Annotated in this window: 13 protein-coding genes and 3 tRNA genes; 14 read left to right on the top strand and 2 right to left on the bottom strand. The window is 65.2% G+C overall.

The window, feature by feature from the left end; translation table 11 throughout:
* Nucleotides 1-129 precede the first annotated feature (129 nt).
* The 3 genes from ArtHe_RS08630 (at nucleotide 130) to ArtHe_RS08620 (ending at nucleotide 914) form a co-directional block, all read left to right on the top strand.
* Nucleotides 130-202: transfer RNA gene (locus ArtHe_RS08630), tRNA-Lys, on the top strand.
* 192 nt (nucleotides 203-394) lie between these two features.
* Nucleotides 395-467, top strand: a tRNA-Lys gene (locus tag ArtHe_RS08625).
* Between the two features lie 186 nt (nucleotides 468-653).
* Nucleotides 654-914 (top strand): hypothetical protein, encoded by a 261-nt coding sequence (locus ArtHe_RS08620; RefSeq protein ID WP_248319600.1) that lies wholly within the window; start codon nucleotides 654-656, stop codon nucleotides 912-914.
* A 162-nt stretch (nucleotides 915-1,076) separates the two neighbouring features.
* Here ArtHe_RS08620 and ArtHe_RS08615 read toward each other — a convergent pair whose 3' ends face one another.
* A complete protein-coding gene (locus ArtHe_RS08615) occupies nucleotides 1,077-1,574 on the bottom strand; it encodes a MarR family winged helix-turn-helix transcriptional regulator (protein WP_349238399.1) in 498 nt (165 codons plus the stop codon).
* A gap of 154 nt (nucleotides 1,575-1,728) precedes the next feature.
* On the opposite strand from ArtHe_RS08615, the gene bcp reads away from it, so the two are divergent.
* From bcp to ArtHe_RS08600, 3 genes are all read left to right on the top strand, one after another.
* Nucleotides 1,729-2,196, top strand: coding sequence for a thioredoxin-dependent thiol peroxidase (gene bcp / locus ArtHe_RS08610; protein WP_066295386.1), 468 nt, complete (start codon nucleotides 1,729-1,731; stop codon nucleotides 2,194-2,196).
* A 53-nt stretch (nucleotides 2,197-2,249) separates the two neighbouring features.
* Nucleotides 2,250-2,334, top strand: a tRNA-Leu gene (locus ArtHe_RS08605).
* A gap of 118 nt (nucleotides 2,335-2,452) precedes the next feature.
* Nucleotides 2,453-3,409, top strand: coding sequence for a 2-hydroxyacid dehydrogenase (locus ArtHe_RS08600; protein ID WP_248319599.1), 957 nt, complete (start codon nucleotides 2,453-2,455; stop codon nucleotides 3,407-3,409).
* Nucleotides 3,410-3,440: 31 nt separating this feature from the next.
* Here the strand turns inward: ArtHe_RS08600 and ArtHe_RS08595 are convergent, their stop codons facing one another.
* Nucleotides 3,441-3,881, bottom strand: a complete 441-nt coding sequence (locus ArtHe_RS08595) for a hypothetical protein (protein ID WP_248319598.1) — start codon at nucleotides 3,879-3,881, stop codon at nucleotides 3,441-3,443.
* Between the two features lie 160 nt (nucleotides 3,882-4,041).
* Here ArtHe_RS08595 and ilvD point away from each other — a divergent pair, with 160 nt between their 5' ends.
* The 8 genes from ilvD to metG all read left to right on the top strand — a co-directional run bounded on the left by ilvD (nucleotide 4,042) and on the right by metG (nucleotide 15,398).
* A complete protein-coding gene (gene ilvD, locus ArtHe_RS08590; protein WP_248319597.1) occupies nucleotides 4,042-5,745 on the top strand; it encodes a dihydroxy-acid dehydratase in 1,704 nt (567 codons plus the stop codon).
* Nucleotides 5,746-6,269: 524 nt separating this feature from the next.
* On the top strand, nucleotides 6,270-8,177 hold the full coding sequence (locus tag ArtHe_RS08585; RefSeq protein ID WP_248319596.1) for an acetolactate synthase large subunit: 1,908 nt from the start codon (nucleotides 6,270-6,272) through the stop codon (nucleotides 8,175-8,177).
* Between the two features lie 4 nt (nucleotides 8,178-8,181).
* The gene (gene ilvN / locus ArtHe_RS08580) at nucleotides 8,182-8,694 is read left to right on the top strand and encodes an acetolactate synthase small subunit (protein WP_248319595.1); all 513 of its coding nucleotides are present in this window, start codon (nucleotides 8,182-8,184) and stop codon (nucleotides 8,692-8,694) included.
* Between the two features lie 46 nt (nucleotides 8,695-8,740).
* Nucleotides 8,741-9,766 (top strand): ketol-acid reductoisomerase, encoded by a 1,026-nt coding sequence (gene ilvC / locus ArtHe_RS08575; RefSeq protein ID WP_248319594.1) that lies wholly within the window; start codon nucleotides 8,741-8,743, stop codon nucleotides 9,764-9,766.
* A 157-nt stretch (nucleotides 9,767-9,923) separates the two neighbouring features.
* Nucleotides 9,924-11,519: a phosphoglycerate dehydrogenase gene (serA, locus tag ArtHe_RS08570; RefSeq protein WP_248319593.1), complete on the top strand. Its 1,596-nt coding sequence runs from the start codon at nucleotides 9,924-9,926 to the stop codon at nucleotides 11,517-11,519.
* A 168-nt stretch (nucleotides 11,520-11,687) separates the two neighbouring features.
* Nucleotides 11,688-12,401, top strand: coding sequence for an ABC transporter ATP-binding protein (locus ArtHe_RS08565; RefSeq protein WP_248319592.1), 714 nt, complete (start codon nucleotides 11,688-11,690; stop codon nucleotides 12,399-12,401).
* The gene (locus tag ArtHe_RS08560; protein WP_248319591.1) at nucleotides 12,398-13,783 is read left to right on the top strand and encodes an FtsX-like permease family protein; all 1,386 of its coding nucleotides are present in this window, start codon (nucleotides 12,398-12,400) and stop codon (nucleotides 13,781-13,783) included. Before ArtHe_RS08565 ends, ArtHe_RS08560 begins: the two co-directional genes overlap by 4 nt.
* A gap of 55 nt (nucleotides 13,784-13,838) precedes the next feature.
* Nucleotides 13,839-15,398 carry a methionine--tRNA ligase gene (gene metG / locus ArtHe_RS08555; protein ID WP_248319590.1) on the top strand — a complete coding sequence of 520 codons (1,560 nt, stop codon included), beginning with the start codon at nucleotides 13,839-13,841 and terminating at the stop codon, nucleotides 15,396-15,398.
* The last annotated feature ends 89 nt before the right edge of the window (nucleotides 15,399-15,487 follow it).

Here is a 15,487-nt window from a genome sequence, read left to right as displayed (position 1 = left end):
GCCGGACGGTGAGCCCGCCTCCCCATGGCCGCTGATTTCACTTTTACGAATAAGTACTGGTAGAGTTTCATGTCGTTGCGGAGGAGGAACTGCGGAATTTTCCGGCAGATTCACCCTCCAAAACTGCCAGCACCTCTAGCTCAATTGGCAGAGCAATTGACTCTTAATCAATGGGTTCCGGGTTCAAGTCCCGGGGGGTGCACAGAGTGGAAATCCCCGCCCCATCCGGTCAGTGGCCGGATGGGGCGGGGTTGCTCGTTCCGGCCGCCAGCCTGCCGGGTCCGCATAGCACTGGTTCGGTCCCGTGCGGAAAAGCTGGTAGAGTAACTTGTCGTTGCTCATCGCCCGGGACTGTCATCCAGTCTTGGGAAAAGCACCGCAGTATCACCGCCAAGCACCTCTAGCTCAATTGGCAGAGCAATTGACTCTTAATCAATGGGTTCCGGGTTCAAGTCCCGGGGGGTGCACAGCTGGGCCCCGTCCGGAAGGTTGCTCCTTCCTGGCGGGGCCTTTTTTGCTTTCGGGTCCCGGGGCCGGGAAGTCTGCCGGGCTGCTTCCGCGGCCCCGCCTGCGCGCGTAGCATTCCCGGCAGGGCCGCTGCTTTTCTCCTGCCTCTGCGGCGGCGCGGCAACAGGCCAGAATGGGAGCCCCTGATGAGCAACGAAGTCCGCATTGAAAGCCCCGCGAAGGACACCTACGTGCTGCGCAATACCAGCGGAAAGACACTGGAGCAGGTGATGGTGGACATCGCCAGGACGGGTGCAGCCTCGCAGGACCTTCCGGCCGGGATGTCACTGGCGGCGGGGGAAGGCGTGGAATTCCACCTGCACCACCATGGCGGCTACCATCCGCCGGCCAGTATGCACGTGCGTTGGGACGGCGGACCGGAGTGGGTGGAAGTTCCCGTTCAGTAGGCCAGCCGGAACTCCAGCGGCGGTGCGCTTACGGTGCATGCGTGAACAGCGGCGTAAAACGCTCGAACAGTGGCTTAAACAACAGTGTGCACGCTCAGAAGTGAGCGCGCACACTGGAAATTCTGCTGCCGGCGGTCCCTTGGGACGGCGGGCCGGGTGCCGTTAGGCGGTTTGCTGCTCCGGGTTCAGCGGCGGAGCCAGCGGTGTATCGAGCGGAACGGGGAGGCCGGGAACGTCCACTGCGATCTGCCAGCGCGGGTTCCCAAGTTCACGGATGACACTTCTCAGCTGGCTGCGCAGGTCTTCGGAAAGCAGTTCCTCGCCGTCGAGCAGTGTCCGTTCAATGTCGTGCGCCTCCCGCAGCGCCTCGACGCCGGCGGGGGTGATCGAAACCATGTGGCTGCGCTTGTCCAGGTCATTGCGGACCCGTGTTACATGGCCGTGGGACTCCAGCCTGGAGAGCGTTTTGCCCATCGTCTGTGCCTGGACCCGGACCAGCTGGGCAAGGTGGGCCTGGGTCATGGGCCCCTGGGAATCTAGGACGCCAAGTGCGATGACGCCTGCATGCGTCACCCCTATACGGACCAGTCGCTCATTCCAGGCATGCTCCACCAGACGGGCAGCGGTTGACAAGAGGCGACCGGTGGGCCAATGCTCCATATCCGGCATAAAACTGAACTCTTCCTTTCGAGTACGGATTCGCCAGGCCAATCGGATAGCCTACAAATCCAGTGTCTAGGATATCCATCCGAAAGCCTGCTGTCGTCCTATGACACAGCCGATGCGCAATCGATACCGAAGGAGCACCTGTTCAATGCCCAGACTAACCGTTGGTGACATCGCACCTGATTTCACCCTGACGGCGTCCGATTCCTCCGTCGTATCGCTCGCGGACCTGCGTGGCCGCAGCGTCATTGTGTACTTCTACCCGGCGGCGGCAACTCCGGGCTGCACCAAGGAAGCATGCGACTTCCGGGACAACCTGAACTCCCTGTCCGCCGCCGGGTTTGCAGTGCTGGGAATTTCCCCGGACAAAGTGGAGAAGCTTGCCAAATTCGCTGCGGATGAGGCCCTTACCTTCCCGCTGCTCTCCGACCCGGACCACGCGGTTGCCGAGGCATACGGTGCCTGGGGCGAAAAGAAGAACTACGGCAAGGTGTACGAAGGTCTCATCCGGTCCACCGTGGTGGTGGATCCCGAAGGCCGGATTGCCCTCGCTCAGTACAACGTGCGGGCCACCGGACATGTTGCCAAACTTCGGCGTGATCTCGGTCTCGACTGAACCTCGGGTACACTAAAGGCTGGCATTTGCCCCGGACCTCCGGGGCAGGCCGCGCGCGAGTGGCGAAATTGGCAGACGCGCTGGATTTAGGTTCCAGTGTCTTCGGACGTGTGGGTTCAAGTCCCTCCTCGCGCACCAGATGAAAGATCAAGGCTTCCTTTCCGGCCAGGCCGGATCATCGCAGGCACCCCGGTCCTCGGACCGGGGTGTTTCTCTTTGCCCAGGCCCGGCTGCCAGCCCGCTAGGCTTATGTCGCATGTCACCAGAATCACGCGCAGTCCGAAACATCACCGTTCCGACAGAAGAACTTCTCGATGCCCTGGGGCCGCTGCCTGCCGGTATGCGGGCCGGGGTCTGGGACCTGGTCGGTGAGCCCCGCGGGCTGGACTACCCGGAGATCGACGCCGTCGTGACCCCCTACGCGAGCGCCGCTGACTGGCGCTCCGGCGTCGCCCGGGTGCCCAACCTTCAGCTGCTCCAGGCCCAGACCACCGGCCACGACGGCCTTCCGAAACTGGTGGGCAGCGGTACAGCGGTTGCCAGCGCGGCCGGCGTCCACGCAGCGGCGACGGCGGAACTTGCGGTTGGTTTGATGCTCGCCTCCCTCCGCGGCATAGACGCGGCGGTCCGTGACCAACTGGATGCCCACTGGAATCCGCAGCGCTGCCCCGGGCTGGCTGACCGGCGCGTCCTGCTGGTGGGAGTAGGCGGGATCGGCCGGGAGATCGCGGCCAGGCTGGCACCGTTTGAAGTGGAACTCACCCGCGTGGGCAGCCAGGCGCGGGATGACGATGAAGGGCATGTCCACGGCACCGGCGAACTGGTGGAGCTGGCCTCCCGCACCGATGTGCTGGTGCTGATTACCCCGTTGACTGAGCAGACCCGGCACCTGGTGGGCAGGGAGGTGCTGGCTGCCCTTCCCGACGGCGCCTTGGTGGTGAATGTTGCCCGCGGGGCGGTCGTCGACACCGATGCCCTGACCGAAGAAGTGGTGTCCGGCCGGCTCAAGGCTGCCCTCGACGTCGTCGACCCCGAGCCGCTGCCCGCGGACCATCCGCTGTGGAAAGCGCGGAACGTTATCCTGACGCCGCATGTAGGCGGGAACTCGGACGCCTTCACGCCCAGGATCCAGGCGTTCCTGCGCCGCCAGGTGCACCGGCTGGCCGATGGGCGCGAGCCGCTCAACCTCGTCCAGCGCGGCCCCTGGGCCTGACCTGGCCCGCGGGAGCGGGCCAGGTCAGGCCCTAGGCGAGCTCCAGGAAGGTGTCCAGGAAGGAATTGAAGTCCTCCTGGTCCGCTTCCTGGAGTACCCGTTGCTGCTCTCCGCCGTTGCCGGTGGACAGCTTCGCCTCGGGCTCGACCCCGAAACGGAAGATCCGCCCGGTGGTGGTACCCACTTCGTAACTGCCGGGCCCAACCTCGTCCGCGTGCGAGAGATTGGTTGTGTTCACCGCCGTCGGAGGTTCAATGCTCTCGAATGACCCGGGGGAGAAAGGAGCAAAGACGAGTTCCGCGGGCCGCCAGCGGTAGCCCATCACGTAGTAGGTGGAGGACCCGGGGGCCGGCGTCGCACAGACCAGGTTGTAGTCCCCGTAATTGGGGATCTGCGAATCGAAGATCCTGCGGAGCAGGGCCTTCAGGGCTTCGCTGGACTGGACATCGGGTGAGCCGGGTTCCGGAGTCATGGTCCCCAGTGTATGGACATGCGCTCCCATCGGGGGGAAGCGATGCGGCGCGAAGGCAAACTTGATGCCGCCGTCCAGGCTGCGTAACCCGGGCGTAACAAGCAGCGGCACGGACCGGCGGATGCGCCCGCGGGGCCGGCTTGGGAATAGGATTTCGGGTATGAGCATGGAGAACACCCCTGACATCAAACCCCGCAGCCGAGTTGTAACCGACGGTATTCACGCGGCGCCTGCGCGCGGCATGTTCCGTGCTGTCGGTATGGGGGACGACGACTTCGCCAAGCCGCAGATTGGCATCGCCAGTTCCTGGAACGAAATTACCCCGTGCAACCTGTCCCTGAACCGGCTGGCCCAGGGCGCCAAGGAAGGCGTCCACGCGGGCGGCGGGTTCCCGATGCAGTTCGGTACCATTTCGGTCTCCGACGGTATTTCGATGGGCCACGAAGGCATGCACTTCTCGCTGGTCTCCCGCGAAGTCATCGCCGACTCGGTAGAGACAGTCATGATGGCAGAACGGCTCGACGGCTCCGTCCTGCTGGCAGGCTGCGACAAATCCCTGCCCGGCATGCTGATGGCAGCAGCCCGCCTGGATCTCTCCAGCGTCTTCCTGTACGCCGGCTCGATCATGCCCGGCTTCGCCAAAATGGAGGACGGCACGGAGCGCGAAGTCACCCTGATCGATGCTTTTGAAGCCGTGGGTGCCTGTGCCGCCGGCAAGATGAGCCTCAAGGACCTGGACACCATTGAACGGGCCATCTGCCCGGGTGAAGGTGCCTGCGGCGGTATGTACACCGCCAACACGATGGCCTGCATCGGTGAGGCCCTGGGTATGTCCCTGCCTGGATCCGCTGCCCCGCCCTCGGCCGACCGCCGGCGCGACGAATTCGCCCGCAAGTCCGGCGAAGCCGTCGTCAATCTGCTGCGCAAGGGCATCACCGCCCGCGACATTATGACCAAGAAGGCGTTCGAAAACGCCATCGCCGTCACCATGGCCTTTGGTGGTTCCACGAACGCCGTCCTGCACCTGCTGGCCATCGCCCGCGAGGCCGAAGTTGACCTGACGCTCGAGGACTTCAACCGCATCGGCGACAAGATCCCGCACCTGGGTGACCTGAAGCCGTTCGGCCGCTACGTGATGTTCGACGTCGACAAGATCGGCGGTGTGCCGGTGATCATGAAGGCCCTGCTCGACGCCGGCCTGCTGCACGGCGACTGCCTCACCGTCACCGGCAAGACCGTCGCGGAAAACCTCGAAGCGATCAACCCGCCGGATCCGGACGGCAAGGTGCTCCGCGCCCTGGACAACCCGATCCACAAGACCGGCGGCATCACCATCCTGCACGGCTCCATGGCCCCGGAAGGCGCCGTCGTGAAGAGCGCCGGGTTCGACGCCGATGTCTTCGAAGGCACCGCCCGCGTGTTCGAACGCGAGCAGGGTGCCCTGGATGCGCTCGACGCCGGAGAGATCCACGCCGGCGACGTCGTCGTCATCCGCTACGAAGGCCCCAAGGGCGGCCCGGGCATGCGCGAAATGCTTGCCATCACCGGAGCGATCAAGGGCGCCGGGCTGGGCAAGGACGTCCTGCTGCTCACCGACGGCCGGTTCTCCGGCGGCACCACCGGCCTGTGCATCGGGCACGTGGCGCCGGAAGCGGTCGACGGCGGTCCCATCGCCTTCGTCAAGGACGGGGACCGGATCCGCGTGGACATCGCAGCCCGCAGCTTCGACCTGCTGGTGGATCCCGAAGAAATCGAAGCCCGCAAGATCGGCTGGGAGCCCCTCCCGGCCAAGTTCACCAAGGGTGTCCTGGCCAAGTACGCCAAGATGGTCAACTCGGCCTCGACGGGTGCTTACTGCGGTTGAAACCCCTCCCCATGCGGAAGGCGCTGGAGCGCCTTCCGCATGGGGCCCCTAAGGGGTTTCAACCTTATTAAGCCCTGCCGCCGGGTGTGGGCGGGGAACCGGGAGGGCGCTGGAGCGCGTGGTTCTCCTGCCGCCTCTAAGGGGCATGCTTCAAAACCCGCTAGCGCGGAGTGGGAGCCCTGACGTCTCCTTCGCTGGGTGGAGAACCACTGGCTTGTGGGCGGCGCATGTGTCCAGAAGGTGGAACTGATGTCCATATAATGAGACGGTAAAGCCTCCGGTTGACACTGGAACCGGGGGAGGGGAAGACTGAGCAGTATGCAGATCGTAACCGTCGTCCTTACCAAGCGCGTGGCGTAACAGCCCGACTTGAAAAAGACGTCACGCGCGAACCCCTACGGAGCCAACAGGCACGAGGGGTTTTTTTATTGGCTTCAGAAAGTACAAAGGCCGCACCGGTCCGACCGCCCGGGCAGCCGCCGCATCAGAACAACATGGATATGTATCCGCAAAGGAAGTTTCCGATGAGTAAGGGATCGCCAATCAGCCCATCGCTGATGGCACAGAAGGCAGGCACGGCCCGGTCCATGCATGCCAAGAAGCAAGATGCAGCATTCCCTGCAGCGGCCTCGGCTGAAGCTATGGACACGCGTGTCCAAGGTCCGAATAACGTAGTACCCCCCACCGAAATGACCGGCTCGCAGGCCATTGTCCGTTCGCTGGAAGAGCTCGGAGTCGACGACGTCTTCGGTCTCCCCGGCGGCGCCATCCTGCCGACCTATGATCCGCTGATGGATTCAAAGAAGCTGCGGCACATCCTGGTGCGGCACGAGCAGGGTGCCGGCCACGCAGCCGAAGGTTATGCCATGGTCACTGGCCGCGCAGGTGTCTGCATCGCCACCTCCGGCCCGGGCGCCACCAACCTGGTCACCGCCATCGCGGATGCCCACATGGACTCAGTGCCCATGGTTGCCATCACCGGACAGGTTTCGAGCACGGTTATCGGCTCGGACGCCTTCCAGGAAGCGGACATCGTCGGTATCACCATGCCGATCACCAAGCATTCCTACCTGGTGACCAACGCAGACGACATTCCCCGCGTCCTGGCCGAGGCCTTCCACATTGCCACGAGCGGCCGCCCCGGCCCCGTCCTGGTGGACATCACCAAGGATGCCCAGCAGGGAAAAACAACCTTCTCCTGGCCGCCTAAGATCGATCTGCCCGGCTACCGCACCGTGGTCCGCGGACACTCCAAGCAGGTGCGGGAAGCTTCCAGGCTGATCGCCGCTGCCCAGCGCCCGGTGTTCTACGTCGGCGGCGGTGTCCTCAAGGCCAACGCCTCGCAGGAACTGCTGGAGCTGGCAGAGACCGTCGGTGCGCCCGTGGTGACCACACTGATGGCCCGCGGAGTCTTCCCCGATTCCCACCCGCAGCACGTCGGCATGCCCGGTATGCACGGTTCCGTCTCCGCCGTCACCGCGCTGCAGCAGTCGGACCTGCTCATCACCCTGGGCGCCCGCTTCGACGACCGCGTCACCGGCGTGCTGAGCACCTTTGCTCCCAACGCCAAGGTCATCCATGCGGACATCGACCCCGCGGAAATTTCCAAGAACCGCACGGCCGACGTTCCGATCGTTGGTTCGGTCAAGGAGATCCTTCCCGAACTGACAGACGCCGTACGCGCCCAGTTCGAGGCCTCCGGCACACCGGACATTTCCCCGTGGTGGTCAGTGATTTCCCGGTTGCGGGACACCTACCCCACCGGCTGGACCGAGCCCGAAGACGGACACATCGCCCCGCAGCAGGTCATCAAGCGCATCGGTGAACTCACCGGTCCCGAAGGCGTGTACGTGGCCGGTGTGGGCCAGCACCAGATGTGGACCGCGCAGTTCATCAACTACGAGCGTCCCCGCGCGTGGCTGAACTCCGGCGGCCTGGGCACCATGGGCTACTCCGTGCCCGCCGCCATGGGCGCCAAGGTCGGCAACCCGGACCGCGTGGTTTGGGCGATCGACGGCGACGGCTGCTTCCAGATGACCAACCAGGAACTGGCCACCTGCCTGATCAACAACATTCCGATCAAGGTTGCCATCATCAACAACTCCTCGCTGGGCATGGTGCGGCAGTGGCAGACCCTGTTCTACAACTCGCGCTACTCCAACACGGACCTGAATACCGGACACGACACCGTCCGGGTGCCGGACTTCGTCAAGCTGGCTGACGCCTACGGCTGCGTGGGCCTGCGCTGCGAACGCGAAGAGGACATCGACGCCACCATCAAGCAGGCGCTGGAAATCAATGACCGCCCCGTGGTCATCGACTTCGTGGTCAGCCGCGACTCCATGGTGTGGCCGATGGTCCCGACCGGGGTCAGCAACGACCTCATCCAGATTGCCCGCAACATGACGCCCACCTGGGAAGAGGAGGAGTAGGGACATGGCACGCCACACCCTTTCCGTACTGGTCGAAGACGTCCCCGGTGTCCTGACCCGGGTTGCGTCCCTGTTCGCCCGCCGGGCGTTCAACATCAATTCTTTGGCTGTCGGACCTTCGGAGGTTGGCGGGTTGTCCCGCATCACCGTGGTCGTCGAGGCCGAGGGGGATCTGCTCGAGCAGGTCACCAAACAACTGAACAAGCTCGTCAACGTCATCAAAATCGTCGAGCTGGTTCCCGAGTCTTCCGTGCAACGCGACCACATCTTGGTCAAGGTTCGCGCGGATGCCGCAACCCGGCTGCAGGTAACCCAGGCAGCCGAGCTGTTCCGTGCTTCAGTGGTAGATGTGTCCACCGACTCCCTGATCGTTGAAGCAACTGGCACCGCCGATAAGCTCAATGCACTGCTTTCAGTGCTGGAGCCCTTTGGCATCCGCGAAATTGTTCAATCCGGAACCCTGGCCGTTGCCCGCGGCGCGAAGTCGATGAGCGACCGCGCGCTGCGCAGCGCCTAGGTTCCACCAAAACCTTTATCCAAGAACCCAAACAGGAGATATTGAAGTGACTGACATGTATTACGACGACGACGCCGACCTGTCGATCATCCAGGGACGCAAAGTCGCCGTCATCGGCTACGGCAGCCAGGGCCACGCACACGCCCTCAGCCTGCGCGATTCCGGTGTTGATGTCCGCGTTGGCCTCAAGGAAGGCTCCAAGTCCCGCGCCAAGGCCGAGGCCGAGGGCCTGCGCGTCCTCAGCGTCGCCGAGGCCGTAGCCGAAGCCGACCTGATCATGGTGCTGACGCCGGACCAGGTCCAGCGCTTCGTCTACGCGGAGGAGATCGCACCGAACCTGAAGTCCGGTGACGCCCTGTTCTTCGGCCACGGTTTCAACATCCGCTACGGCTACATCCAGCCGCCGGCCGACGTCGATGTTGCCCTCGTGGCACCGAAGGGCCCGGGCCACATCGTCCGCCGCGAATTCGAAGCCGGCCGCGGTGTTCCCGACCTGATCGCCGTGGAGCAGGATGCTTCGGGTGCAGCCAAGGACCTGGCGCTTTCCTACGCCAAGGCCATCGGCGGCACCCGTGCAGGCGTCATCGAGACCACCTTCACCGAAGAGACCGAAACCGACCTCTTCGGCGAGCAGGCTGTCCTCTGCGGCGGCGCTTCGCAGCTGATCCAGTACGGCTTCGAAACCCTGACCGAAGCCGGCTACAAGCCGGAGGTCGCGTACTTCGAGGTGCTGCACGAGCTGAAGCTGATCGTCGACCTGATGGTTGAGGGCGGCATCGCCAAGCAGCGCTGGAGCGTTTCCGACACCGCCGAGTACGGCGACTACGTCTCCGGCCCGCGCGTCATCACCCCCGAGGTGAAGGAAAACATGAAGGCTGTCCTCGCCGACATCCAGAACGGTGCCTTCGCCAAGCGCTTCATCGATGACCAGGACGCCGGCGCTCCGGAGTTCAAGGAACTGCGCCAGAAGGGTGAAGACCACCCGATCGAGGCCACCGGCCGCGAGCTGCGCAAGCTCTTCTCCTGGATCAAGTCCGACGACGATTACACCGAAGGTTCCGTCGCACGCTAGTCACCTGAGTAACAAAGACGCGGATTCCCCGTGTCAATAAGCGGCACGCTAGGCTTAAAAAGCAAGCCGTTTCGGTAAGGAGGCCGGGCCCGGCAACGGGTCCGGCCTCCGGCGTGAATACCCAAACCACATCGACACACAGCTAAAGAGGTCATCGGTGACTGCCACCAAACCAGTAGTACTCCTCGCGGAGGAACTTTCGCCTGCCACGGTTGAGGCCCTCGGCCCCGATTTCGAGATTCGCCAGACCGACGGAGCAGACCGTACCCAGCTGCTGTCCGCCATCAAAGACGTTGACGCCATCCTGGTGCGCTCCGCCACCCAGGTCGACGCCGAAGCTATTGCCGCCGCCAAGAACCTGAAGGTCATTGCCCGCGCGGGCGTGGGCCTGGACAACGTGGACATCCGGTCAGCGACCCAGGCCGGCGTGATGGTGGTTAACGCGCCGACGTCGAACATCATCTCCGCTGCGGAGCTGACCGTTGGCCACATCCTTTCCCTGGCCCGCCACATCCCGCAGGCCTCCGCCGCGCTCAAGGGCGGCGAGTGGAAGCGCTCCAAGTACACCGGCACCGAGCTCTTCGAAAAGAAGATCGGCATCATCGGCCTGGGCCGCATCGGCGCCCTGGTGGCAGCCCGCGTGCAGGGCTTCGGCACCGAGGTGCTGGCCTACGACCCGTACATCACCTCGGCACGCGCGGCCCAGCTGAACGTCAAGCTGGTCACCCTGGATGAGCTCCTGGAGCAGTCGGACTTCGTCACCATCCACATGCCCAAGACTCCGGAAACCCTGGGCATGCTTGGCGCCGACGCCTTCGAAAAGATGAAGGACACCGCCTACGTGGTGAACGTGGCCCGCGGCGGCCTCGTGGATGAGGAAGCCCTCTACACGGCCCTGACCGAAGGCAAGATCGCCGGCGCCGGCGTGGACGTCTTCGTCAAGGAGCCGAGCACCGATCTGCCGTTTATGTCCCTGGACAACGTCATCGTCACCCCGCACCTTGGTGCATCCACCGACGAAGCGCAGGAGAAGGCCGGCATTTCCGTGGCCAAGTCCGTGCGCCTGGCCCTGGCAGGTGAGCTGGTCCCCGACGCCGTGAACGTCGCCGGCGGCGTGATCGCCGAAGACGTCCGCCCGGGCATCCCGCTGATCGAAAAGCTGGGGCGGATCTTCACCGCCCTGGCCCACGACTCCATGACCGCCATCGATATTGAGGTGGCCGGCGAGATCGCGTCCCTGGACGTCAAGGCACTGGAACTGGCCGCGCTGAAGGGCATCTTCACCGACATAGTCTCCGAGCAGGTGTCCTACGTGAACGCTCCGGTGCTCGCTGAGCAGCGCGGCATCGCCGTGCGGCTGATCACCACGCCCGACGTGGATGACTACCGCAACCTGCTGACCATCCGCGGCGCCCTCTCCGACGGCACGCAGCTGGAGGTGGCCGGCACCCTGACCGGGCCGAAGCAGATCCAGAAGCTGGTGGGCGTCAACGGCTATGACCTGGAAATCCCCATCAGCGAACACCTGCTGGTGCTGATCTACCAGGACCGTCCCGGCGTCATCGGCTCCCTCGGCCAGGTCCTGGGCGAAAAGGACATCAATATTGCCGGTATGCAGGTGGCCCGGAACTCCGAAGGCGGCCAGGCGCTGTCCCTGCTGACCGTGGATTCCTCGGTGCCGCAGGACGTCCTGGAAACCCTCCGCGACGCCATCGGTGCCTCCGTGGCCCGCGAAGTGGATCTGCAGGACTAATCCCGCAGAGTTTGTCAGGATGAGGCCGGTCCCGTTGGGGCCGGCCTCATCTGCGTCCACGGCAGCAGGGCTCCCGGACCCGTCTCCACCCGCAGTACGACGGCGGGTCCCGGCAGTTCATGCCGGAATCCGACGCGCCGGGCGGGCGCCAAAACGGAGACTGGAAGCATGAGTGCAGACCTCCCGCTTCTGAGCGCCCACAACCTGAGAAAAACCTACGGCAGCACCACCGCGCTGAACGGCGTATCCGTTGCCATCCGCGCCGGCGAGTCGGTGGCGGTGATGGGCGCGTCCGGATCCGGCAAAACAACTCTGCTGCACTGCCTCGCCGGAATCGTGCAGCCGGACAGCGGGACGGTGCTGCTGCAGCTTCCCGGGGCGCGGACAGACATCACGTCCCTGAACGACGCCGGGCGGTCGCTCCTGCGCCGCCGGGACTTCGGTTTTGTGTTCCAGCAGGGACTGTTGATTCCGGAGCTGACCGCAGGGGAGAACGTGGCCATGCCCCTGATGCTGAACGGAATCCGGCGGGCCGCTGCCGAAGCCTCGGCCGCGCAGTGGCTGGCCCGGCTGGGACTGGCAGGGATGGAACAGCGCCGAATTGGCGAATTGTCCGGCGGCCAGGCGCAGCGGGTTGCCATCGCCCGGGCCCAGGTCACCGGCGCCCAGGTCCTGTTCGCCGATGAGCCCACCGGTGCTCTGGATTCCCGCACCTCCGCCGAGGTGATGCAGGTGCTGCTGGAATCCACGGTTCACACCGGCAAGACGCTGGTGGTCGTCACCCATGACCCCTCGGTTGCGGCGTGGTGCGGCCGGACCATCACGCTGGCGGACGGAACCACAGTGGACGGCTCCGCACAGGTGCGGGGCGGTGCCCGGTGAACCGCGCCGTCGAACCCGCACCCGGCGTCATGGGGAACCGTCCCCTCCGGGCCGGCGGGGCGGTGCCCTTCCGCGTCGCCTGGCTGCTGGCCAGGCCCCGGTCCGCCGGGAGGTCTGCCGCCCTGCTTCCGGTGGCTGCGTTCGCCGTCGTCACCACTTTGCTGCTCACCGTCCTGGCCGGCGCGCTGACCTTCCTGACCTGGACGACTGACCTGGCTGGCCTCTACCAGCTGCTGGCCGCACTGGCCCTGGTCCTGCTCCTGGTGCCGCTGCTTACCCTGGGTGCCTCCGCTGCCCGGCTGTCTGCGCGGCGCCGCGACGCGAACCTTTCCACCCTCCGGCTGCTAGGTGCCACCTCGGGAACAGTGGCCCTGGTCAGCATCCTGGAGTCAGCGGCACTGGCCCTCGCCGGATCGCTGGCGGGCCTGGGCGGATACCTGCTGCTCGGCCCCCTGGTGCAGCTGATTCCGTTTGACGGTGCGCCGCTTGGATCCGCGTACTGGCTGAACCCGCTGGTGGCCGCGGCCGTGCCCGCCGCCGTCGTCCTGCTGGCCGCTGCCAGCGCCGCGGCGGGACTGCGCCGTGTGGTGCTGACCCCGCTGGGTGTTCGGATGCGGACCCAGCCGCAGAAAGCGCACTGGCTCCGGGGACTCACCGGCCTGCTGGTCATCGGAGGGGTTTTCATCCTGATCCAGACGCCGTTCGCGGACGCAGCGGCCGCCACTGTGGTGATTCTGGGCGGATTCGCCGCCGGCCTGGCCGTCCTGAACCTGGCCGGCCCGTGGGTGATCGCCGTCGCCGCCCGCCGCAGGCTGCGCCGGGCGGAGTCACCTGCGCAGCTGCTCACCGCACGGACCGTCCTGGATGCGCCCAAGGCGGCGTGGCGCCAGGTCAGCGGGGTGGCGATGGTGAGTTTCGTAGCAGTCTTCGGCGGCACCGGGGTGGCTCTCGCCGACGGAGCCGGGGGTGCCGGACCGGAGGATTACCTGCTGCAGGACATCCGCACCGGGATCCTGATCACCGTGATCACCGGTTTCCTGATGGTCGCCTGCTCCGCGGCCATCAACTCGGCGGCCGGCATCCTGGACCGGGCGGACCTGTACGTCAGCCTTGACCGGATGGGAATGCCGTCCCAGGTGATCGACCAGGCACGGACCAAGGCAGTGATGGGGCCGCTGCTGACAGTCAGCCTGCTCTCCTCGGCGTCCGCGGCCGTGCTGGTCTTCCCGCTGGCAGGACTGGCCCTGGTCCTCGCGCCGCTCTCGGTGGCTGTGATCGCCGCCTGTTTGGCAGTGGGGGTCCTGCTGGTCCGCGGCGGGCTGCGGGCAACCCGTCCGGTCCTGGACGGCGTGCTTGCCGATCCAGCCGGTGCCGGCCGCTGAGGGCCCGGGAGAGCGCAAAGCGACAACCGGCGGGCAAACAGGGTAATTTTCTAGTGTGACTTCAACCGACTCCAAGACCCCGTTCTACATCACCACTGCCATCTCCTATCCCAACGGCGTGCCGCACATCGGCCATGCCTGGGAAGCGATCGCCACCGACGCGATGGCCCGCTTCAAGCGGCTGGACGGATACGACGTCTTTTTTATGACCGGCACCGACGAGCACGGCCAGAAGATGCAGCAGTCCGCGGATAAGGAAGGCATCCCTGCCAAGGAACTGGCGGACCGGAACTCCGCCGCGTTCCGGCAGATGAACGATGACCTGGGGACCTCCTATGACCGGTTCATCCGGACAACGGACGCAGACCACACCGCCGCGGCGCAGGCCATCTGGAAGCGGATGGAAGAGAACGGCGATATCTACCTCTCCAAGTACGCCGGCTGGTACTCCGTGCGGGACGAGGCCTACTACGGCGAAGACGAAACCGAGCTGCGCGAGGACGGCATCCGCTACTCCAAGACAACGGACACCGAGCTGACCTGGACGGAGGAGGAGAGCTACTTCTTCCGTCTGTCCAACTACCAGGAAAAGCTCCTGGCCCTGTACGAGGAGCAGCCGGACTTCGCCGCGCCGCGTTCCCGGTTCAACGAGGTGATCAGCTTCGTCAAGGGCGGACTGGAGGATCTCTCGATCTCCCGGACCACCTTCGACTGGGGCGTTCCGGTGCCCGGCAACCCGGACCACGTGATGTACGTGTGGGTGGACGCACTGACCAACTATCTGACCGGCGTCGGCTTCCCGGACGTCGATTCGGAGGCCTTTAAGAAGTACTGGCCGGCGGACGTGCACGTGATCGGCAAGGACATCTCCCGCTTCCACGCCATTTTCTGGCCGGCGTTCCTGATGTCGGCCGGACTGCCGCTGCCCAAGCGCGTGATGATCCACGGTTTCCTGCATAACAAGGGCGTGAAGATGTCCAAGTCGCTGGGCAACGTGGTGGCGCCAGGGGACTGGGTGGAACAGTACGGGCTCGACGCCGTGCGCTTCTTCCTGCTCCGTGAGGTGCCGTTCGGTGCTGACGGCTCCTACAGCCACGAAGCCATCGTCGGCCGGATGAACGCGGACCTGGCCAACAATTTGGGCAACCTGGCTCAGCGGTCCCTGTCCATGGTGGCGAAGAACTGCGGCGCAGCCGTCCCGGAACCGGGGGAGCTCACACCCGAGGACCAGACTCTGCTCTCCGCCGCGCGTGGCCTCCTTGAGGTTTCCCGCGAGGCCTACGACGTGCAGGACTTCCACCGGGCGCTCGAAGCGGCCTGGGCGGTGCTGGGGGATACCAACGCGTACTTTGCCGAGCAGGCGCCGTGGGTGCTGCGCAAGACCGACCCGGCCCGCATGAACACGGTGCTCTACGTCACGCTGGAGGTGCTGCGGATCGTGGCGATCCTGGCGCAGCCGGTGATGCCCGCCAGCACCGGGAAGCTGCTTGACCTGCTCGGCCAGGCCGATGGCGATGCCCGGACCTTCGCGGCGCTCGGCACGCCGCTGGTCCCCGGCACCCCGCTGCCGGCTCCGGCACCGATCTTCCCCAAGTACGAGGAGCCAGCGGAGTAATCTGCCGCTGACACTGCAGTAACCGAACAACAGAAGGTGGCCGGAGACCCGGCCACCTTCTGTTGTGTCTCAAGTGGAACCTGGCGGAG

Source organism: Arthrobacter sp. Helios (assembly GCF_023167125.1).
Taxonomy (GTDB): domain Bacteria; phylum Actinomycetota; class Actinomycetes; order Actinomycetales; family Micrococcaceae; genus Arthrobacter_B; species Arthrobacter_B luteolus.
This window is presented reverse-complemented; position numbering and strand designations above follow the sequence as displayed.

Bases quoted from the DNA above. Each gene is read 5' to 3' on its own strand.
- ArtHe_RS08620 (WP_248319600.1), top strand. From the start codon at position 654: ATGAGCAACGAAGTCCGCATTGAAAGCCCCGCGAAGGACACCTACGTG.
- ArtHe_RS08615 (WP_349238399.1), bottom strand. From the start codon at position 1,574: ATGGAGCATTGGCCCACCGGTCGCCTCTTGTCAACCGCTGCCCGTCTG.
- bcp (WP_066295386.1), top strand. From the start codon at position 1,729: ATGCCCAGACTAACCGTTGGTGACATCGCACCTGATTTCACCCTGACG.
- ArtHe_RS08600 (WP_248319599.1), top strand. From the start codon at position 2,453: ATGTCACCAGAATCACGCGCAGTCCGAAACATCACCGTTCCGACAGAA.
- ArtHe_RS08595 (WP_248319598.1), bottom strand. From the start codon at position 3,881: ATGACTCCGGAACCCGGCTCACCCGATGTCCAGTCCAGCGAAGCCCTG.
- ilvD (WP_248319597.1), top strand. From the start codon at position 4,042: ATGAGCATGGAGAACACCCCTGACATCAAACCCCGCAGCCGAGTTGTA.
- ArtHe_RS08585 (WP_248319596.1), top strand. From the start codon at position 6,270: ATGAGTAAGGGATCGCCAATCAGCCCATCGCTGATGGCACAGAAGGCA.
- ilvN (WP_248319595.1), top strand. From the start codon at position 8,182: ATGGCACGCCACACCCTTTCCGTACTGGTCGAAGACGTCCCCGGTGTC.
- ArtHe_RS08565 (WP_248319592.1), top strand. From the start codon at position 11,688: ATGAGTGCAGACCTCCCGCTTCTGAGCGCCCACAACCTGAGAAAAACC.